The 19,682-nt window shown below is 61.7% G+C and carries 18 protein-coding genes; 8 read left to right on the forward strand and 10 right to left on the reverse strand.

Annotation, left to right across the window (positions count from 1 at the left end; translation table 11 throughout):
- Positions 1–384 precede the first annotated feature (384 nt).
- On the reverse strand, positions 385–1,266 hold the full coding sequence (locus PQR40_RS07155) for a LysR family transcriptional regulator (RefSeq protein ID WP_408236550.1): 882 nt from the start codon (positions 1,264–1,266) through the stop codon (positions 385–387).
- Between the two features lie 115 nt (positions 1,267–1,381).
- Here PQR40_RS07155 and PQR40_RS07160 point away from each other — a divergent pair, with 115 nt between their 5' ends.
- Positions 1,382–2,260 (forward strand): NmrA/HSCARG family protein, encoded by an 879-nt coding sequence (locus tag PQR40_RS07160; RefSeq protein ID WP_408390312.1) that lies wholly within the window; start codon positions 1,382–1,384, stop codon positions 2,258–2,260.
- Positions 2,261–2,277: 17 nt separating this feature from the next.
- On the opposite strand, the gene PQR40_RS07165 is transcribed toward PQR40_RS07160, so the two are convergent.
- From PQR40_RS07165 to PQR40_RS07195, 7 genes are all read right to left on the reverse strand, one after another.
- Positions 2,278–3,624: a serine hydrolase domain-containing protein gene (locus PQR40_RS07165; RefSeq protein WP_408390315.1), complete on the reverse strand. Its 1,347-nt coding sequence runs from the start codon at positions 3,622–3,624 to the stop codon at positions 2,278–2,280.
- Positions 3,625–3,725: 101 nt separating this feature from the next.
- A complete protein-coding gene (locus tag PQR40_RS07170) occupies positions 3,726–4,094 on the reverse strand; it encodes a BON domain-containing protein (protein ID WP_408508680.1) in 369 nt (122 codons plus the stop codon).
- Positions 4,095–4,158: 64 nt separating this feature from the next.
- Positions 4,159–5,217: a porin gene (locus PQR40_RS07175; RefSeq protein ID WP_408236561.1), complete on the reverse strand. Its 1,059-nt coding sequence runs from the start codon at positions 5,215–5,217 to the stop codon at positions 4,159–4,161.
- 103 nt (positions 5,218–5,320) lie between these two features.
- Positions 5,321–6,625, reverse strand: coding sequence for an MFS transporter (locus PQR40_RS07180; RefSeq protein WP_408236564.1), 1,305 nt, complete (start codon positions 6,623–6,625; stop codon positions 5,321–5,323).
- A 55-nt stretch (positions 6,626–6,680) separates the two neighbouring features.
- Entirely contained in the window at positions 6,681–7,778 is a 1,098-nt protein-coding gene (locus PQR40_RS07185) for a CaiB/BaiF CoA transferase family protein (RefSeq protein ID WP_408236567.1), read from the reverse strand.
- A gap of 56 nt (positions 7,779–7,834) precedes the next feature.
- Complete coding sequence (locus tag PQR40_RS07190; RefSeq protein WP_408390321.1) at positions 7,835–9,016, reverse strand: acyl-CoA dehydrogenase family protein; 1,182 nt, start codon at positions 9,014–9,016, stop codon at positions 7,835–7,837.
- 11 nt (positions 9,017–9,027) lie between these two features.
- Complete coding sequence (locus tag PQR40_RS07195; RefSeq protein ID WP_408236573.1) at positions 9,028–10,581, reverse strand: AMP-binding protein; 1,554 nt, start codon at positions 10,579–10,581, stop codon at positions 9,028–9,030.
- 98 nt (positions 10,582–10,679) lie between these two features.
- Between PQR40_RS07195 and PQR40_RS07200 the strand changes: the two genes are divergently transcribed.
- The gene (locus PQR40_RS07200; RefSeq protein ID WP_408236576.1) at positions 10,680–11,570 is read left to right on the forward strand and encodes a LysR family transcriptional regulator; all 891 of its coding nucleotides are present in this window, start codon (positions 10,680–10,682) and stop codon (positions 11,568–11,570) included.
- 140 nt (positions 11,571–11,710) lie between these two features.
- Here the strand turns inward: PQR40_RS07200 and PQR40_RS07205 are convergent, their stop codons facing one another.
- The gene (locus PQR40_RS07205; protein WP_408236579.1) at positions 11,711–12,157 is read right to left on the reverse strand and encodes a hypothetical protein; all 447 of its coding nucleotides are present in this window, start codon (positions 12,155–12,157) and stop codon (positions 11,711–11,713) included.
- Between the two features lie 283 nt (positions 12,158–12,440).
- Between PQR40_RS07205 and PQR40_RS07210 the strand changes: the two genes are divergently transcribed.
- The 6 genes from PQR40_RS07210 to PQR40_RS07235 all read left to right on the forward strand — a co-directional run bounded on the left by PQR40_RS07210 (position 12,441) and on the right by PQR40_RS07235 (position 18,556).
- Complete coding sequence (locus tag PQR40_RS07210) at positions 12,441–13,346, forward strand: LysR family transcriptional regulator (RefSeq protein WP_408390324.1); 906 nt, start codon at positions 12,441–12,443, stop codon at positions 13,344–13,346.
- Positions 13,347–13,459: 113 nt separating this feature from the next.
- Entirely contained in the window at positions 13,460–14,650 is a 1,191-nt protein-coding gene (locus PQR40_RS07215) for a CaiB/BaiF CoA transferase family protein (RefSeq protein WP_408338329.1), read from the forward strand.
- Positions 14,651–14,663: 13 nt separating this feature from the next.
- Complete coding sequence (locus tag PQR40_RS07220) at positions 14,664–15,629, forward strand: hydroxymethylglutaryl-CoA lyase (RefSeq protein WP_408390327.1); 966 nt, start codon at positions 14,664–14,666, stop codon at positions 15,627–15,629.
- 1 nt (position 15,630) lies between these two features.
- On the forward strand, positions 15,631–16,017 hold the full coding sequence (locus PQR40_RS07225; RefSeq protein WP_408236591.1) for a VOC family protein: 387 nt from the start codon (positions 15,631–15,633) through the stop codon (positions 16,015–16,017).
- Between the two features lie 102 nt (positions 16,018–16,119).
- The gene (locus PQR40_RS07230; protein WP_408338333.1) at positions 16,120–17,067 is read left to right on the forward strand and encodes an NAD(P)-dependent oxidoreductase; all 948 of its coding nucleotides are present in this window, start codon (positions 16,120–16,122) and stop codon (positions 17,065–17,067) included.
- 31 nt (positions 17,068–17,098) lie between these two features.
- Entirely contained in the window at positions 17,099–18,556 is a 1,458-nt protein-coding gene (locus PQR40_RS07235) for an MFS transporter (RefSeq protein ID WP_408236597.1), read from the forward strand.
- 405 nt (positions 18,557–18,961) lie between these two features.
- On the opposite strand, the gene PQR40_RS07240 is transcribed toward PQR40_RS07235, so the two are convergent.
- The gene (locus PQR40_RS07240; protein ID WP_408236600.1) at positions 18,962–19,630 is read right to left on the reverse strand and encodes a c-type cytochrome; all 669 of its coding nucleotides are present in this window, start codon (positions 19,628–19,630) and stop codon (positions 18,962–18,964) included.
- Positions 19,631–19,682 lie beyond the last annotated feature (52 nt).

Raw genomic sequence — 19,682 nt, forward strand, 5'->3', positions numbered from 1 at the left:
GTTTGCCGGCCATTCGCAAATTCGCGAGTATCGCTCAGGTTATTGCTATTGCGTATCGAATAAAATTCTGAAAAAAAACATAATTAATTACTGCGGAAGACCGCGACCATCCTTGCAGAGAGCGTTGCGCGGTATTGATTTGATCTGAAGCGATTCGAGATAGAGTCTCGCGCTCCCGATGTCAGTGAATCAAACGCTGATGCATTTTCGCCATGGCGAATGAAAAACATGTGATTGCGCCAGACATTTTTCAGAACGATGCTTGTCACCCGCTGCGCATATCTATCGGAAAATGGCCTGGCAATCCGATGTCTGCGGCCTGGTACGTGGCGCCGGCATGCTTCGTGAACTTCCGCGCGCTTGCCCTATTCAGGAAGCGGTCCGTCAGAGCCTGACCGAGTCCGGTTTCAGCATGTCCATAAACGCCCGGACCTTGGCGCTCAGCAATCGGCGCGAACTATAAAGTGCCCAGATTTCCACGGGCGAACCCGCCTCCGCACCCCAGCAAACAAGCCGTCCCGTCTGCACATCCTGCTCGACCAGCAAGCGAGGCAGGAGCGCCGCGCCCACGCCCTGCAACACCGCCTCGCGCACCATCAATAGCGATGACATCCGCAGCACCGGTATCGGCTTGATGATCCTCACACCACCGCCTTCCGTCCGTATGTTCCAGAGCACGCCGGACGGGGCCGCGATCGACATGACCGCCGGCACCTGCAACTCGTCTGCTTCGCTTGCAGCCACCGACGGTATCGACATGGCCGGCGAAGCGACCACGAGGCGCTCGTCACCGAGAATGCGCCGCCCTACGAGCTGCTCGTCATGCGATGGATCGATGCGGATCACGAGGTCGTACCCGTCCTCTACCGGATCCGAGACACGGTCTTCTGCAATGACTTCGAGCTCGACCTGCGGATAGGCGAGCGCAAAACGCGCGGCGATCCGGCACAGCACGACATGTGCGAAAACGACCGGCGCGCTGATACGCAACCGCCCACGCGCAACGGGTGCACGCGACGCGACCGCTTCACCCGCCTCCTGAATCTCCGTCATGAGCCCCCGCGTGCGCTCGTGGAGTGCCAGACCTTCCTCGGTCAGACGCAGCCGGCGCGCGCCCCGCTCGATCAGCCGCACACCGAGGTCCTCCTCCAGCTCGGCCACACGCCGCGAGAGCGTGGCCTTGGGACGGTCGAGCGCGCGACTGGCCGGCCCGAAGCCGCCGTGCAACGCGACGGCATTGAAATCCGCCAGCGACGTCAAATCCATGATCGTTCCATATACGAGACAAGATGTCTTGATTCTGGCACTTTCGGCCACTCAATGGAACGACTATTGTTCGTCTCATGGACTAACCCGGTCCACTCAACCCCAGGAGAAAATCATGGCAATCCTCGTAACTGGCAGCACAGGCGTGATCGGCAAGCAGGTTCTCGACCATCTGAACGGCAGCGGCGCCGAAGTGCGGGCACTGACCCGCTCGCCGGAGAAAGCGCAATTCCCCGACGGCGTCACCGCGGTCAAGGGCGACCTGTCCGATATCGACGCAGTGCGGCGCGCAATGAATGGCGTCAGCACCTTGTTCCTGCTGGCCCCCAACGCCGCGGACGAACTGACCCAGGCCCTGCAGACGCTGAGCGTGGCGCGGGAGGCCGGCGTGAAAGGCATTGTTTATCTGTCGGTTTTCAAGGGCGCGGAGTACGTCGACGTGCCTCACTTCACCGGCAAGCACACGGTCGAGCGCATGATCGAGCACGACGGCCTGCCGGCGACGGTGCTGCGCCCCGCCTATTTCATCCAGAACGACATCAGGCAGAAAGACTCGCTGCTGACGCACGGTGTCTACGGCATGCCGATTGGCAGCAAAGGGATTTCGATGGTCGATGTCCGCGATATCGGCGAAGCCGCGGGACGTGAACTCCTGCGCCGCGAGCGCGCCGCCAACGCACTGCCGCGTGAAACGTACGAACTCGTGGGTCCCGACGCGCTGACTTCGGACACCATCGCTGCGATCTGGGCCGAGGCGCTGGGCCGCCCGGTCCGCTACGGCGGCGACGATCTCGACACCCTCGAACAGCGTCTCAAGGCAGTCGCGCCGGGCTGGCTCGCCTACGACATGCGCCTGATGATGCGCCGGTATCAACAGGACGGCGCGGTCGCTTCGAAAGCCGAAGTGGATCGCCTGGCTGCGCTGCTCGGGCGGCAGCCAAGATCCTATCGGGACTTCGCGATTGCAACCGCCGCCGCGTGGGCGAAGGGCTGACGTGCACCGATCTCTGTTCAGGATCCGAGGGCGGCCTTGATCGCACGCGCCGCCGCATCCAATGCTTTGGCCGTGACAAGTGGCGCGCGGGGGATCGCGTTGCCTGCTGCGGCGCTCGTCGCGCGCGCCGCTTGATCCGGATACGAGGAAAACTTGACGATCGTGATGCCGGCTTTTGGATTCACGAGAATCGACTGGCCAAATCGTCCGCCGGCCGCGAATGATCTGTCATCGTCGTTCACCTGGTACCAGTAGTCGTGATAGGAATAGCCGGGCCGTCCCACGGCAAGATTGCCCTTCGCGAACGCGCCGGCGTTGTCAGTGGGTTTCAAGGCAAGACGAATCGACGAAACCGGGAACAGCGTTGAAGCGCCGGCCGCCCCTTTGCGCATTAATTCGCCGAAGCGGGCAGCGTCGCGCAGCGTCGTATTGAAGCCGCCGCTTGCCATTTCCGCCCCCGTGCGATCCACGACGACGTCTCCGTCATCTTCGGCGATTTTTTGCCATATCGAACGCGATACCATCTCGCTCCACGATAAACCGGTAATGCGCCGGAGCGCCCAGGCGACCGCTTCCGGCGAGCCATTCTGGTAATACCACACCTCACCCGCTGTCGCATTCGGCGTGGCGTGCGTCACCTTCAGAAAATCGTAGATGCTGTCCGGTGCATCGCTGCGCCGGGGAATGAATCCTACGGCGCCAAAGAGACCCAGATCCGGTGGCAGATCTGCCGGATAACTGACTGACACTTCCATATCGAGGTTCTGCTGCACGGTGGCATCGCCGAATGGGATGCCGGCCAATTCAGGTACGTACGTGGACAGTTTCGCTTCCGGGTCGAGCTTCCCCTCGTCGATCAATTGCGCGGCAATCAGTCCCGTCATCGATTTGGTCATGGAGGCCCACGCGTGAGTCTGATGCGGCGTATAGGAGTTGAAATAGCCCTCGTAGACGATCTTCCCGTCGTGAATGACGATGAAACCATCGGTATAGGTTCGCCGCAGATAATCGCTCAGACTCAATGTCGTTCCATCCACCGTGAACTGCACCTTGTCAGGGTCGAGCGTGGACGCTACGGGCAAAGGCATCGGCACACGCGCATGCTCGACATTGGCCGTCGGCATCATCATGCGCGTGTTGCGCAGCGCCCAGCCAAGGTTGGGAAAGCGCAGGGAGTTCGCCTTGGTTACCAGCTTGTCCGCCGGCGGAGGAAAACCTTGCATGACGCCGAGCTCAACGGGATCCGTGACGGGCGCAGCCATTTGCGAATGCGCGGCTGTCGGCAATATTGTGCCGATGAGCATGGCGGACATCGCAACGCGCAAGCGGATTGTCGAAGCCGACGAAAGTGTGCTGATGTTCATACTTTTTCTCTTGATGAGCGGTTTTGCAAATTCATCGTTGTCGTTATCGCCTTCGCAGCAGCAAGGCTCGACATAACACGATACGAGGTTTCTCAACGCCATTAGAGCGACGGCCCGGAAACGCGGACGAAATTCTCCACAGTCTTGACGCCGTCGACTTGCCTTGCGGCATCCGCAGCCAACGAGACCTGCTCGTTGTCGGTGACCGAGCCGTTTAGCGTGACATGCCCGTCGCGAACCTTGACGAGAATGCGGGCCGCGTTCAGTCCGCGGGTCCTTTCGAGCGCGGTGGCAATGCGATGGGCAAGCTTCCTGTCCGCCGCTTTCGAAGCCTTCGTGGTAGCGACTGTGGAGGCGCTGTGTGCCATTCCGTCTGCCGAGGCGGGCGCGGACTGCGCCATTGCATTGCCAGCGCATGCGACAAGCGCCGCGGCAAACAGGGTACGCAGGCTTAGGTGCGGGTTAATCATGCGATTCCTTCGGTCAATGTGAACAAATAGGGGATATGAACGCTCATCACGTCGCCGCGAATGCCTAGAAGCGAGTCATCAACCCGACTGAAACGCCGGTCAATCCATGGCCGCCAGGATTGAGGCCAAGGGCCGTGATGTTGGCAGGGTCATAGCGATAGGCGCCCGAGAAGCCATTGCGATCCACCTCCGCATAGAGCTCGGTCTGCTTGGAAATGAAATACTCGGCGATCGCAAACGTCGTGATCTTGTGGCCGCTGGCAGACTGAACGTTGCCGAGGTCGCTGGCGATATCGTCGGTGAAAGCCGCCGTGACCTGGAACGACGGCGTCACCACCCACACCAGGCCGCCGCCTGGAATCTTGTCACGGCGCCGGGGCGCGCCCGGCGTCGCGCCGGTAACCGTGAGGTCGGCATAGTTCAGGTAAAGGCGCGCCGGCCCGATCTGCAGCGTACCGCCTGTCTGGAACGTTTGCGCCCACTGCGTCGCAGCGGCGTTGTAGGTCTTCTGATAGGACACGCCGCCAAGCGCGGGTCCCCATTGATACATGGCAGCACCGGAGAAGTTCGTACCAGCGCGCGTATTGCCAGCCACGCCGCCTGGCGAATAGCTGGCGCCGAAGCGGAATCCGCCGACCTGCCCGAGGTACTTGATGGTGTTATTGAAGCGCGAATCGAGCGTGAAATAGTTCGCGCTGTACACAACGCCGGGTTCGATTGCGATGGACGACCCTCGCCCGCCACTGGGATCGATGAGAATGCCAAAGTCTTCGTTGGCGTTCAGTTGCCTGCCGAATGTCAAACGCCCGAAATCGCCCGTCAAACCGACAAAGGCCGCCTGAGAAAACAGCGTACCCGAGGTCTTTACCGCGCCAGTGCCGCTGCTGAATGAGCCCTCGAGCTTGAAGATCGCCTTGAGACCGTTGCCTAAGTCCTCTTTGCCGGTAAAGCCGAACTGATTGCCGGCAATGATATTGTTGTTGAAGCCAACTACGCTACCGCCCTTGGCACCATTCGTCCATCGGAGACCACCACCGATGTCGCCGTACAGCGTGACACTCGATTGCGCATAGGCTGCGCCGGAAAGCACACTCATCAGCGTCACATACAAGACCTTCTTCATACGTCTCCTTGATTATTCTATCTATATTAATATGGATAACTAATAAAGCAGTGAACTGTCGCGCATTCGAAGTACGCGACGAGAAACAGTCTTGCTGGTGCCGTCAGCCCCGCTCAGCCAGGTTGAGCTCCGCCGGCACGTGTGTCGTGCCGAGGGCCAGGCGGCGTTGCGAGCGCTGCGGGTCGAGGCAGAAAGCGCAGAGCACGCCGCATCCCAGCAGCACCACGCCGCTCGCGACGCTCGCCTGTTCGAACCCGACAGCAGTCGACCGACCGGCGCCTTCGATCAACAAGCCGGTCACGATCGGCGCGGCGAGTCCGGCGAGTGACGAAAAACCGTTGCTTAACGCGAGAATGCCGCCGCGCTGTGAATCAGGTGTCACTTCGCCGAGCATGGCCGGCCCAATCGAGTACGTCACGAGCGTCATGCCGCTGCCGAGCGTCAGCAAGACGAACCTGAACATCGGTGGGAGACCTGGCCACGCCGTTGAGGCAAGCAGCGCGCCCGCCACGACGAGCGTCACGGTCAGGAAGCCGCCACGCCCAACCCGCGACGGCACGCCGCGCGCCAGCAGGCGCTGGGACAGCCAGGCCAGGCCCAGACTAAGCGGCGCGGTGATCGCCACGAACAACGCGAACATTCGGCCCGCCACCTGCGGTGGGTAACCCATCCCAAGTTGCAACCAGGTCGGCGTCCAGGTGAGCGTCATCGCGAGAATCCAGTTTGCAGCGAAATGCCCCGCGAAAATGCCCAGGACCGTTCGGTCCGTCAGCAGCAGCGCATACGGAACCCGCGCGGTGTGGCCCGATCGCGCCGGACTCGACAGTTTCCCCTCGGCGCCGAACACCAGCCACGCGACGCACCAGAGGCTGCCAAGTACCGACAACGCGAGAAAATTGGCTCGCCAGCCCCAATGGGCGGTAATAGCCGGAATGGTCAGGCCGGCCACCAGCAGGCCGAGCGCGCTGCCCTGGTGAAGTACCGCGACGGGCAGGTTGCGCTTTGCATCGGGAAACCACTTGTAGAGCGCATGCACGGCAACCGGCGACGCAGGCCCTTCGCCCGCGCCAAGCAGGACACGGCACGCGATCACGCTCCAGATCGAACCGGCAACGAGCATCGGCAATTGCAGCACGGTCCATGCGCCGGCCATCAGCAGCAACAGCCATTTTGTCGACGCGCGGTTCGCCGCGAGCCCGCCGAGCACGGCAGAGATCGAGAACAGCCAGTTGAGACTGCCGCCGATCAGCCCGAACTGCGTGGGCGACAGATGAAGCTCGCGCATCATCGGTACGGATACGAGGCCAAGCACGACCTTGTCCAGAAAGTTCACGAGCATCATCAAGGCCAGCATGATCGCGATGGACCACGCCCGCCAGGGTCGATACCGGCTTTGTTCGGTTGCCATTCGGTTTGTCTCCATGATTGTCGGAGCGTCTTTGCGTTCCTGGTATTGTGTTGTCTCAGCCGTCGTGCTGTCCGAGCAGCGGGACAGTGTCGCCGGCGTCGGGCAAACCTGCGGAGAACTTCACGGGAAAGCGCACCGCCATGGATCCGTCGTGAGCGAGTTCGCGGACCATGCCGCGTGCGCGCACGTGCGGATCGAGAAACAGCTCGTTTGCGTCAAGCAGCGGCGACACCGGCAGATCGAAAGTCTCCAGCGTCTCGAGCCATTCTGCAAGCGTGCGCGCGAGGAACAGGTGCGCGAGCAGCGCGTTGACCTCGCGCTTGAACTGCTGTCTGCCGAGGCGCGACGCGAACCGATCGTCCATCAGCGCGGGGTAGTCGGCGCCGAGTGCTTCGCGCAGCGTCAACCAGAATTTGTTTTCCAGAATACCCAGCGCAAGGTAGCGCCCGTCCCGGGTTTCGAAAATGTCGTTCTCGGGCATGACCGTCGGCGATGCCAGGGGCTCCGCCACATAGTCGCGCGACGTCCACGCGGCAGGCGCAGTCCATGCCATCACACAGTCGTGAATCGACACGTCGAGATGCTGGCCACGGCCATTCTGACGTGCGCTGAGAACCGCCACGGCCAGCGCGAGCGCGGCATGACTCGACGCGGCATAGTCCGCGAGGCGAACCCGTGGGCGCGTGACACGGTCGTTCACCTGAACCGGTGTCGACCAGAAGCCGCCGAGCGCCAGATAGTTGAGATCGTGGCCGGGCTGCGCCGAATACGGTCCGGTCTGCCCGAACCCGGATATCGAGCACATGACGAGGCGCGGGTTCACTTTGACGAGTGTGGCGTAGTCGAGTCCGAGCCGCTGCATGACGCCTGGCCGGAAGCCTTCGACGACTGCATCCGCGTCCCGTATCAGATCGAGAAACGTCGCCTTGCCGGTGGCGCTCTTCAGATCGAGCGCGACCGAGCGCTTGCCGCGGTTGAGCTGCGCGAAAACCGCGCTTCCAAGCTGGCGCGCCGGATCGCCCGTGCCTGGCGGCTCGACCTTGATGACGTCCGCACCCAGTTGCATCAGCATTGATGTGGCGTGCGGCCCGGGCAACAACTGACTCAGATCGACAATCTTGACGCCGTTCAGGCATGACCAGTCGGGTTTCATCTGTTTCGTTTCCTTGCAATGGGTGCGGCCTGTGTCACAAGTACTGTGCTGGCCTGTCATGCCGCTGTACCGGCAGGGTCGAGAATCACCCGGGCGATCGTATTGCGCTGGATCTCGCTCGTGCCGGTGAAGACCCGGAACATGCGCAGTTTGCGGAACGTCTGCTCGATCGGATGATGGCGCGTCACCCCGACATTGCCGTGAATCTGCACGGCCTTGTCCGCGATTTCGAAACAGCGTTCCGACACGAACAGCTTGCAGGCAGCAGCCTTCATGCGCAAATCGGCGCCGGCATCGGCGAGCGCGGCCGTTTGCGCAATCATGCTTTCGCATGCCCATAGCGCAGCGGCCATATCGGCGAGCATGTGCTGGATTGCCTGAAAGCGCGCGATCGGGCCGCCGAACTGCCGGCGCGTACGCGCGTAATCGAGCGACGCTTCATAGGCCGCGGTGGCAAGGCCGAGCATCGTCGGACAGTGCAATAGCCGATTAACGTTGATGCGCGACATGCCGAGCTTGAACCCATTGCCCTCGCCGCCGAACACGTTCGCGCGCGGCACGCGAACGTCGACGAAGCGGATGTCCGCATCGATGTGCTGTCCCGACATCGGCACGTATTGCTGTTCCACCGTCACGCCGGGCAGATCGAGATCGACAAGCACCGCGGTGATGGCGGGCGGCGTGGTCGTTGCGTCCGTCACGCACATGACGATCGCGAAGTCGGCGAACGGTGCACCGCTGATGTAATGCTTGACGCCATTGATCACCAGTTCGTCGCCGTCCACGACCGCCGTGGTGGCAATGCTCTGCGCGTCCGAGCCGGAGTGCGGTTCGGTCAGCGCGAAGCAGGTCGACTTCTCGCCGCGAATCACCGGATCGAAATAGCGCGCGAGCTGATCCGCGCTCGCGTACTTGAGCATGTTGCCGACCCGCGGCGGACCACCCAGGTCGCCGAGCACATGCGGCGCGAGCGCGGAACCGGACGCAGCGAGGTCCGCCTTGAGCGCGCACTGCTCGAGAATCGAGAGCCCCTTACCGCCCAGCTGGACGGGCAGGCAGGCCGCATAGTAACCGAGTGCGGCGGAGCGGCGCCATACGCGGCGCAGCGTCTCGCGCGGCCAGACGTCCTCGCTGCCGAGGCCAAGCTCCTGCTCAATCGGCTGCAATTCTTCCGCGACGAAGCGGCGAATACCCTCGCGGATTTCGACGAACGTCGGATTATTCAGGGAATCGAACATAAGCTTCCTCTTCAATTGACTCGACGTGAGACACCGTGCCAGTACTGCTCGCGAACCAGCTTGCGGGCGATTTTTCCGCTCGCGTTCTTGGGCAGATCGGCAACGAAGTTCACGGTACGGGGGAGCTTGTAGTCAGCGAGCCGCGCGCGGCAATGGGCGATGATCTCGTCCGCGACCGTGTTGCGTCCGCTCTTCAGCACGACGACGGCCTTCACGCTTTCTCCCCACGTCTCATCGGGAACGCCAATCACGCACGCTTCCATGATGTCCGGATGCTGATAGAGCGAAGCCTCGACCTCGGTCGGATAAACGTTGAAGCCGCCCGAAATGATCATGTCTTTCTGACGATCGACGAGGTAGATGTACCCTTCTTCGTCGACTCGCGCGAGATCGCCGGTCCGCAGCCAGCCGTCGACGAGCACTTCGCGCGTGAGCTCCGGCGCGCCCCAGTAACCTTGAAACACGTCTGCGCCGCGAATGACGATTTCGCCCATCGCATCCCCGGTGACCTCGCGGCCGTGTTCGTCAACCACGAGAACTTCCGTCTCGCCCGTAGGACGGCCGCACGACGCGAGCCGCTCGGGGCGATGGAGAATCGCGTCGGCATGATCGGCGATGGAAAGACGCGTGACGCCCGAGGTCGACTCGCTCGCGCCGTAACCTTGCGACAGCACCGGACCGATGCGCGCCCACGCTTCCAGGATACGCGCAGGGGCCATTGGCGCCGCACCGTAGCCGAGCATCTTCAGGCTCGTCAGATCGGCTGTGTCCAGCGCGGGGTCGTTAAGAAGCATGTTGATCATCGCCGGCACCATGAATACGTGCGTGATCCGCAGCCGCGCGATTTCCCGCAGAAAGTGCGCGGGCTCGAACGTGTCGAACAAGACGAGCGTGGCGCCCGAATACAGGTACGGCTGCATCAGCATGCCGGACGCGTGGGTGACCGGACCGATCAACGCGAGCCTGTCGCCGGGTTTTGCCGGACAATCCATGCCTAGCAGGATCTTGCGCAGCGACGCGAGGCGGTTGCCATAGGTCTGCATGGCCGCCTTGATCTTGCCGGTCGAGCCGGAGGAGAAGTGCAGCACGGCGAGATCGCCGGACGACAACGCAACTTCGGGCAATTGCGGGCTGGCGCGCGAGATCAGTGTTTCGTAATCGATGTATCCGTTCGCAGGAACGCCGAGCGAAATGAACGACTCGACCGACCCGAACCCTGGCGACGCACGATCGTAAGCCGTGAATCCTTCGCCTGCGATCATGACGCGCGGGGCGCAATTCTCGACGACGTCAGCCGCTTCGTGCGCCGTAAAGCGCGGATTCAGCGCGGCCTTGACGAGCCCTGCCTTGTATAGCGCGCATTCGATTTCCACCAGCTCCGTGCAGTTGCGGGCCTGAACCGCAACCCGGTCGCCTTTCGCGAGCCCCAAGCCGAGTAGTGCATTCGCCAGCAAGGTCGAGCGCTCGTCGAGCTGACGGTATGTCAACTCGCGATTGCGATGAATGACCGCTACGTTGTCGCCCCAATAACGCGCGGCGCGGCGCAGAAAGTAAGCAAAGCCCAATCGGTGTCTCCTTTATCAATGCTGGCGCTAGTCTGTAAGATGCATGTCATCACCACAATGCGGCGTTGGCTATAAAGCCATAGCCAACAGGAATGACCATGGAGACGCGGGATCTGGATTACCTGCTTGCGGTAGAAGAGCACGGCGGCATCGGCAAGGCTGCGGAAGCGCTGGGCATGAGCCAGCCGGCGCTGACGAAAGCCATCCAGCGTGTCGAGGCGCAAACCGGCCTCGCGTTGTTCCAGCGCACGGCGAATGGCGTCGCGCCGACTCAGGCGGGTTCGCTATTCCTCGCGCGTGCGCGCCGGATTGCACTGGAATACGAGGACGCGCTGAAGGAAATGCACGCGATTCGCAACGGCGAACAGGGTGTGCTGAGTCTTGGCTATTCTCCGACCGTGCCGGCGGCGCTCGTTCTGGGTGCATGTCGCCAGTTGCTGAAGGAGCGGCCGGCTGCACGCCTGCGACTGCGGCGCCGGCTTGCGCGCGACCTTGTCGACCTGCTCATTGCGGGGGAACTCGATCTGATCGTCGCTCCCGAGCCAAACCGGGATGCGGATGAACTATCGTTCGTCGAACTCTTTCGCGACAGCCTTTCTGTGCTCGCCGACGACTCGCATCCGCTGCACCGCAAGCGCAATCTGCGGCTGGCCGATCTGGTGGATCAGGAATGGTTACTCCCGGGGCCAACCATCGTGGTTCGGCAGCAAGTGGACGCAGCCTTCATCAGGCAAGGTCTCGCAGCGCCGAAGCTGCGTGTAGAAACCGACTTCGGCAGCACGTCGTTGCTGCACCTGCTGCGCGGCACGACGATGCTCTGCGTTGCGGGCACTGAATCGTTCGATGCGCTCGAAGGACTGCGCGCGCTCAACCTCGACACGAATGAACTCGACTTGCGCCGGCATATCGGCGTGGTCTTCCGGAAAGGGGCTTACCTTTCTCCGCTCGCACAGCGTGCGATGGCGCTTTTAAAGGAATGGACGAGATGAACGGTGCGGCGTGCATGACCGATTGAAGCAAACCCCGTTGCGAGGTTTGCGTGCGTGTCCGCACTCGCGATGCGAACCGACACGAAAACGCGACTTTCGAACGGCTTCGACGCATCAATCCAAAAGCGCGAGGATTTGCCTCAATGCCCGTTGCAGAAAACGGCTGTAAGAAGAAGCGGAATCACTTCGTGAACAACCGCAGTGCTGCCCGCCCTTCGCACGCTCGCTTCAACCGACTCAACAGAGCCGGTCACCACCACGCCGTACCTTGAGGGATTGACAGGCTGGCCGCTGCCTTGTTTGAACATAGGATCGTCCGGCTCATACCCGAAGACGGCATAGACATGAAAACCGAATGCCGTCAGGTTACTTCCGCGCGTGGGTCGAAATGCGTTGACCGAGTTCGCCTCAATGCGCATTGGCTTTGGGTCGATCGACTGCTCATTCAGAAGCGGAGCAATGAAATCATGCGGGCTCGACTGGCAGTCCAGTTGTGTGTCGAGCGCATAAGCATTGCACACGGCCGAAGGAAATCCCACGCCCAGCAATGCAAGGGAAGTCAGCATACGGAGAACGGACAGTTTCATCGTGGTGGCGCGATCGTTCTGCTGGAGTGCGCGAAAAGCTCGAGGACATGCGGCAGCAGATCGTTGAGACTTCAGAATCGTACGGATGACCCGGCAAGTCTGTACGGTGACGCTCAGATCGGTCAAAACCCGCGAACGGCGAGCGATATCCCGTGCCGCGCAACTCGTGCGGCCGGCGGCGCCCTGCCCCTGCTATGCTTCCACACGGAGTCAGTCCGTCACGCCAGGCCGCGACCCGACGCGCAAGGCTGTCGACTTCCCGTTCGCTAAACGTCACACACCCATGACCCTCTCCTCACATTACGACCTGCAATCACTGCGCGTTTTCATCGTCGTAGCAGAACTTGGCAGCCTGACAAAAGCGGCCGAGCGCACCTGCATGACCTTGTCAGCGGTCAGCAAGCGCATGACTGACCTGGAACGCAGCATCGATTGCACGCTGATGCTGCGGCAACCGCGCGGCATCGAACTGACTGCCGCCGGCAAGGGGCTGCTCGCGCATGCCCGGCAAGTCGTCGATCGCGTGAACCGCATGGCAAACGAGATGAACGACTACGCCGCCGGCGTGCGCGGACACGTGCGGGTCTGGGCCAACACGTCATCAATCATTCAGTTCTTGCCGCACGATGTGCAGGCTTTTCTCTCCGATAACCCCAGCGTAAAGATCTCGCTCGAAGAGCGACTGAGCGACGATATCGTCGCGGCGATCCGAAGCGGCACGGCCGACATCGGCATCTTTGCCGACAACGTGCTGGCGCCGGGTATCGACAAGGCCGCATATCGTGAGGACCGGCTCGTGCTGCTGGTACCGAACGGCCATCCCCTGGCATCCCTCGAAGAAGTCGCCTTCGCCGATACGCTCGACTTCGAGTACGTCGGTCTGAACCAGGGGAGCTCTCTGCTCGCACGGCTGCTCGATGCCGCATTCAGCGCGGACCGGGCGCTCAAGCTGCGCATCCAGGTGCACAGCTTCGACGGCATCTGCCGGATGATCGAGCATGGGCTCGGTATCGGCGTATTACCCGAGGGCGCCGTACGCTCCGAAATTCTCGCGGCAGGCCTGCGCGCCGTGAAACTCACCGATGCGTGGGCGCATCGCACCTTGTGGATCGGCACGCTTTCACGCGAAACGCTGTCGCCCGAAGCGCTGCGCCTCTTCGACTTCATGTCCGGCCGCACAGACGGCTAAAGTCACCGACCCTTTCCAGAATGGAAAGGGTCATTGAAAATCCATTGATTTTCAGCGCGCGCGGGTTGTCGCAAAGTAAGCGTCAAGAGAACGACGTTTGCAAGGAGACAACCATGACGAAGCCGCTAGAAGGCGTTCGCGTGCTCGAAATGGGCCAGCTCATCGCCGGCCCCTTCGCAGGGAAAATGCTCGCTGAGTTCGGCGCGCATGTCATCAAGATCGAACCCCCCGGCACCGGCGACCCGCTGCGCAAATGGCGCCTGCTGCATGAAGGCACCTCTGTCTGGTGGGCAGCGCAATCGCGCAACAAGGAATCTGTCACGCTCGATCTTCGTTCGCCCGAAGGCCAGGATGTGGTTCGCCAACTGGTCGCACAGAGCGACGTGCTGATCGAAAACTTTCGTCCCGGCACGCTCGAAAAATGGGGCCTCGGTTGGGACGATCTGCATGCCTTAAATCCTGGCCTCGTGATGCTGCGCGTATCCGGCTATGGGCAGACCGGTCCCTATCGCGACCGTCCCGGCTTCGGCGTCGTAGCCGAAGCAATGGGTGGCTTGCGGCACCTGAGCGGCGAAACCGGCCGCACGCCAGTGCGCGTGGGCATCTCCATCGGCGACTCCCTCTCCGCCTTGCATGGCGTGATCGGCATCCTGCTCGCGCTGCGCCATCGCGACCATAACGGCGGTGCCGGCCAGATGATCGACGTCGCGCTCTACGAGTCGGTCTTCAACATGATGGAAAGCCTGCTGCCCGAATACTCGGCGTTCGGCACCGTGCGTCAACCGGCTGGCAGCAGCCTGCCTGGGATCGCGCCGTCGAACGCGTATCGCTGCAGCGATGGCAAATATGCGCTGATCGCAGGCAATGGCGACAGCATCTTCCGGCGTCTGATGGAACTGATCGGCCGCCAGGACCTGGCCGACGAACCCGCACTCGCTCAAAACGATGGCCGCGTAAAGAACGTCGAGCGGCTCGATGCCGCGATCGCCGACTGGACCCAGCGCCGAACGCTCGACGACGTGCTCGCCGCGCTCAATGAAGCGCGCATTCCCGCCGGAAAAATCTACGATGTCGCCGACATTGCGAGCGACCCGCATTACCACGCACGCGACATGATTCTCGACGCCCAGCTACCCGATGGCACACCGGTACAACTGCCCGGCGTCGTCCCGAAGCTGAGCGCGACACCAGGCACGGTGAATACCCGCGCCCCCGCGCTCGGCCAGCACACCGACGAAGTACTGGAAAACCTCGGCATCGACACCGCGACCCGCGACGCCTGGCGCGCACGCGGCATCATCTGAACAGGAGCAGAGCATGAGCAGCAAGCGTCTGTATATCCAGGAAGTCGCCACCCGCGACGGCTTCCAGAACGAGGCCAGGTTCGTCGACACCGACGCCAAGATCGAACTAATCGATCGTCTGAGCGCGTGCGGTTACGCCAAAATCGAAGTGACCTCGTTCACCTCGCCGAAAGCGATTCCCGCCTTGCGCGACGCTGAAGCCGTGATGCACCGGATCGCGCGACGGGATGGCATCGTCTATACCGTGCTCGTTCCGAATCTGCGCGGCGCCGAGCGTGCGCTGTCGTGCGGTGTCGATGAAGTCAATCTCGTGATGTCGGTGAGCGAAAGTCACAACCGCGCGAACTTGCGCATGAGCCGCGAGCAATCATTCGCGCAGTTGCGCGACGTGATCGGCGTGGTCAGGCAAACGAAGGTGGCAATTAATGTGTCGCTGTCCACGGCGATGGGCTGCCCGATGGAAGGCGATATCGAACAGGCTGACGTGCTGGACTGGATGCAGCGCTTCGCCGATCTCGGTGTGCATGGTGTGACGTTGTGCGACACCACTGGCATGGCCTACCCGTCACAGGTCGGCGCGCTGTGCACCGCCGCTCGTGAGCGCTTCACCGCGCTCGAACTCACGCTGCACTTTCATAACACGCGCGGCATGGCGCTCGCCAACACGCTCGCCGCGCTAGAAGCCGGCATCGACCGCTTCGACGCGTCGCTCGGCGGCCTCGGCGGGTGTCCCTATGCGCCGGGTGCGACGGGCAACGTCTGCACCGAGGAGCTGGTGCATATGCTCGAACTCGACGGCTACGACACCGGCGTGGATCTCGCTGCCGTGCTGTCCGCCTCCGCCCTCCTTCCCGGACTGATCGGCCATGACGTGCCGAGCCAGTTGCTTAAGGCTGGCCGGCGCCTCGATCTGCACTCAATGCCTTGCATCGCGGCGGACGGTCTGCCGGAACAGCACGCATTTTCATCAGGAGCATGACATGGCACTCATCGACCACCTTGATCACCTTGTACTCACTTGCGTCGACTTCGCTGCGACGAAGCGGTTCTATACCGAAGTCATGCAGATGCAACTCGAGACGTTTGGCGAAGGACGTATTGCATTTCGCTTCGGCAATCAGAAGATCAACGTCCACGTGCGTGGCGCCGAATTCGAGCCGAAGGCCCATGTTCCCGTACCGGGCGCGCTCGACCTGTGCTTCATCGCCACCGTGCCGCTTGACGAAGTGATTGCGCATCTCGCCCGTTGCGAATGGCCGATTGTCGAAGGCCCGGTTGCGCGCACCGGCGCCACGCAGAAGATTCGTTCCGTGTACGTGCGAGATCCCGATCTGAATCTGATCGAGATATCCGAACTGATCGGGTGATGTCATGACACCCCGCTTTCCACGATCCGATGACTTTCATGTGCCGTTCAGCGACCTGAACAACACTCCTTTGCGGCCCACGCTGGCCAAGGCGGGGGTTCGATGAACATCGTCCTGCTCGACAGCGGCACCTTGCCCACACCGTTCGCCGCGCCTGTCTGGGCAAGCGAATGGTCCGTTCGCCCGGCCACGCGTGCCGCCGACGTGGTCCATGCGCTCGAAGATGCCGCCATTGCGATCACGAACAAGGTGCCCATCCGCGCGGCCGATCTGGCACGCCTGCCGAAACTGCGTTTTATCTGCATCGCCGCGACGGGCTTCGACTGCATCGACATCGACGCCTGCCGCAGGTTCGGCGTGATCGTGTCGAATGTGCCGGGCTATTCGGCACAGAGCGTGTCCGAGTGGGCGCTCGCGTCGATCTTCGCGTTGCGGCGCAATCTGTTCGCTTATCGTGAAGCCGCTCGCATCGCGTGGCCGGGGTCGCCGCATTTCTGCGTGCACGATGCGCCGATTCTCGACATCGCCGGTTCGACGCTCGGCATTGTCGGGCGCGGCGCGATCGGGACTGCACTCGCACGGCTGGCTCGCGCGGTCGGCATGAACGTGATGTTCGCGGAACATCGCGGACGGCAGACGGTTCGCGAAGGCTTCAAACCATTCGACGACGTGGTGCGGTCCGCCGATGTTCTCTCGCTCCACTGCCCGCTTACGGACGCGACTCGCAACCTGATCGACGCGCCCACACTTCGCAGCATGAAACGCGGCGCACTACTCGTGAACAGCGCCCGCGGAGGTCTTGTCGATTCGGCGGCGCTCATCGAGGCGCTCGAGGGTGGCCACCTCGGCGGCGCCGCGCTCGACGTCCTCCCGCAGGAACCGCCCGATCCGCATGAACTCTTGCTCGCGTGCGCACATTCCAACCTTATCGTCACGCCGCACATCAGCTGGGCAGCGACGAATGCCGCGAACCGGCTCAATGCCGGCATTGAAGCCAACCTCGCCGCGTTCCATGCGGGCGCGCCGATCAACGTGGTGAACGGCGCATAAGCCGACCCAAAACAAAGAAATGGAGACAAACATGAACACCGAAAATCTGGACATGGGCGGAAGTGCAACCGCCCATTCGCGCATTTCTTCATCCGGACCGGGCGCAGCCGGCGATACACACTCCCTTCATGCTAACGCCACCACGTTGGGCGGCTGGATGGATAACATGCCGGCGGGTTCGCTGCATCGATTTGTGGTGTGGGTGATCGGCATAGGGTTGTTTTTCGACATGTTCGAAATTTTCCTTGTCAGCTCAATCGGCACGGCGTTGCAGGGGGAATACGGTATCGACAGACACAGCACAGACTTCAAGCTGCTGCTGGCGTCGGCCTTTATCGGCATGTTCTTTGGTGCATTTTTTCTGGGCAGCATGGCCGACCGAATCGGCCGTCGCAGAGCGTTCCTATTCAATCTGATCTGGTACAGCGGCTTTTCGCTGATCGGCGCATTCTCGGTCAACGCCGAGATGCTGGTGATCTGCCGCTTCCTCACCGGCATTGGTGTAGGGGCGATCTATCCGGTTGCCGATAGCTTTCTGTCCGAGATTCTGCCCAAGGAGCGTCGCGGGCGAATGGCCGCGTGGGCGTACACCACCTCGTATGTCGCCGTGCCACTGGTTGGATTCATGGCGCTTTGGCTCAATCCTCTGCACTTCGGTGCCGTGGCCGGCTGGCGCGTTATTCTGGTCATCGGCAGCCTGGGCGCAGTCCTGGTTCTGCTTGTGCAACATAAGTTGCCCGAAAGCCCACGCTGGCTACTGGCGCAGGGTCGCGTCGAGGAAGCTCACGCCATGCTTCGGCGCTTTGCCGCCAGTGCTGGCGTTACGGTATCGACCATCTCACCCGAAGCGACCGGCAAGCGCAATCCAATGACGTTGGGTGAGCGCGTTGCCTTGCTGCGCCGCGCCCCCTACAACAAGCGTTACCTGATGCTGACCATCTTCCATCTGCTGCAAGGATTTGGTTACTATGGCTTTGGCACACTGGCCAGCACCGTGGTGAAAAGCCGTGGCTTTGACGTCACTGACGGAACGCTTTTTATCGCTCTGTCGTTCCTCGGCTACCCGGTCGGATCTTTGCTTTCGATTCCGCTACTCAACTGGATAGAACGCCGGACACTGGTTATCGGCGCCATATTATCCATTGCGGTTTTTGGTCTGGGTTTCGCCTATTCCAACACCTCGGGGCTGATCGTTCTCTTTGGCGTGTTGACAACATGTGCATCGAATGTATTCAGCAATGCATATCATGTCTATCAGGCTGAAATCTTTCCGGCCAGTGTGCGCTCAACTGCCATCGGCAGTACTTACTCGTTGTCCCGCATTGTGAGTGGCATGCTGCCTTTCATATTGCTCCCCGTGTTGAGCCAGCAAGGAGCCGGCGCCATGTTCGGCATCATCGCGGCCGCGCTGATAGTCGTGGCTATCACACTGCGGATCCTCGGCCCTCGCACTACACGGCGAAGCCAGGATGAAATCAATCCGGGCTAAACGGCATGTCGTATTTTTCGTCGTTCGCCTGGCGCCTCTCTCCATGAGGGGTCCAGGTGAAAATCGGATGAGCCGGCAGGTTACACCCGAGCCCGAGTGACTGCTTGTAACGCCGTCACGCTACGGACTTCTTACGAAACTTGAGTGTTTCCAGGAGTCCGCTTACGCCGGGTCTCACACTGGAAGTGACGACGCGGAACTCATTCTCAAGTCCGGCGACCCCGGTGGCCAGGCCCATTCCACCTACGACGGCAACACTATCAGCGGACTGACACCGGATGAGATCAAAGGGGGTGGCTGTCCGGACATGCTACCCAGGGAGCCAGCGCTGCAGGTCACATCGACCAGCCTCGGCAATGATGCCTACGCCATCAAGGTAACCATAAGCATAGCCGGCGTCGGTTGTCAGGGTCTGGTGATCGAGAGGTATGCCGCGGCCTCTTCTATCTGCGTCTCGTTCAGCATCACCGCCACGGCCGTCATTGTTCCCGGGGCGGGGGATTTCTTCTTCGCGCGTGCCTGAAATTCATGCAGCCGTGCGACGACAAACGCTGCAGGTTCGCCCGCGATGGCCGGAAAACGCGCACCATTTCCTTTACCAACCGCTCCATGGCAGCTAAAGCAGGCGGGGACATCGGGTCCGGCTCCCAACTCGGCAAGCTGCCTTCCGGCGATCACCATGTCAGGGGACGGCGCAGCCGCCCCCGCGGCAAGCGGTGGATTCTGCTGTGAAAAGAACGTCGCCAACTCGTGTATCTCGCTATCGGAAAGATCAAGTGCGACCGCCTGCATCACGCCGTTCGCACGCGTACCTGTCTTGAACGTTGTGAGCGCGCGGGCAAGATAGTCCGCATCCTTGCCAGCAAGTCGCGGCCCTCCGCTTGCCGTGCCCTCGCCCAGCGCACCGTGACACGCGACACACGCCGTGATCGACGGCGGGTGCACTTCGCCGCCCGTCTCCTGCATCTCCACCGCGGATTGCGCGTGACATGTACTGACGAAACTGACAAGCGCCGTAAGCAAAATCGAATGCAGGCCGTCGCACAGCATGCGAGTATGGCGTAAGCCGATCATGGAGGTCTTTCCAATATTCTGCAAAGAAGCGCCGTGAGAACGGCGCACTAAT

The organism is Paraburkholderia sediminicola (genome assembly GCF_046026855.1).
GTDB lineage: Bacteria > Pseudomonadota > Gammaproteobacteria > Burkholderiales > Burkholderiaceae > Paraburkholderia > Paraburkholderia sediminicola_A.

Bases quoted from the DNA above. Each gene is read 5' to 3' on its own strand.
- PQR40_RS07215 (WP_408338329.1), top strand. From the start codon at position 13,460: ATGACGAAGCCGCTAGAAGGCGTTCGCGTGCTCGAAATGGGCCAGCTC.
- PQR40_RS07155 (WP_408236550.1), bottom strand. From the start codon at position 1,266: ATGGATTTGACGTCGCTGGCGGATTTCAATGCCGTCGCGTTGCACGGC.
- PQR40_RS07190 (WP_408390321.1), bottom strand. From the start codon at position 9,016: ATGTTCGATTCCCTGAATAATCCGACGTTCGTCGAAATCCGCGAGGGT.
- PQR40_RS07160 (WP_408390312.1), top strand. From the start codon at position 1,382: ATGGCAATCCTCGTAACTGGCAGCACAGGCGTGATCGGCAAGCAGGTT.
- PQR40_RS07170 (WP_408508680.1), bottom strand. From the start codon at position 4,094: ATGATTAACCCGCACCTAAGCCTGCGTACCCTGTTTGCCGCGGCGCTT.
- PQR40_RS07225 (WP_408236591.1), top strand. From the start codon at position 15,631: ATGGCACTCATCGACCACCTTGATCACCTTGTACTCACTTGCGTCGAC.
- PQR40_RS07220 (WP_408390327.1), top strand. From the start codon at position 14,664: ATGAGCAGCAAGCGTCTGTATATCCAGGAAGTCGCCACCCGCGACGGC.
- PQR40_RS07205 (WP_408236579.1), bottom strand. From the start codon at position 12,157: ATGAAACTGTCCGTTCTCCGTATGCTGACTTCCCTTGCATTGCTGGGC.
- PQR40_RS07165 (WP_408390315.1), bottom strand. From the start codon at position 3,624: ATGAACATCAGCACACTTTCGTCGGCTTCGACAATCCGCTTGCGCGTT.
- PQR40_RS07240 (WP_408236600.1), bottom strand. From the start codon at position 19,630: ATGATCGGCTTACGCCATACTCGCATGCTGTGCGACGGCCTGCATTCG.
- PQR40_RS07180 (WP_408236564.1), bottom strand. From the start codon at position 6,625: ATGGCAACCGAACAAAGCCGGTATCGACCCTGGCGGGCGTGGTCCATC.
- PQR40_RS07230 (WP_408338333.1), top strand. From the start codon at position 16,120: ATGAACATCGTCCTGCTCGACAGCGGCACCTTGCCCACACCGTTCGCC.
- PQR40_RS07235 (WP_408236597.1), top strand. From the start codon at position 17,099: ATGAACACCGAAAATCTGGACATGGGCGGAAGTGCAACCGCCCATTCG.
- PQR40_RS07210 (WP_408390324.1), top strand. From the start codon at position 12,441: ATGACCCTCTCCTCACATTACGACCTGCAATCACTGCGCGTTTTCATC.
- PQR40_RS07200 (WP_408236576.1), top strand. From the start codon at position 10,680: ATGGAGACGCGGGATCTGGATTACCTGCTTGCGGTAGAAGAGCACGGC.
- PQR40_RS07185 (WP_408236567.1), bottom strand. From the start codon at position 7,778: ATGAAACCCGACTGGTCATGCCTGAACGGCGTCAAGATTGTCGATCTG.
- PQR40_RS07175 (WP_408236561.1), bottom strand. From the start codon at position 5,217: ATGAAGAAGGTCTTGTATGTGACGCTGATGAGTGTGCTTTCCGGCGCA.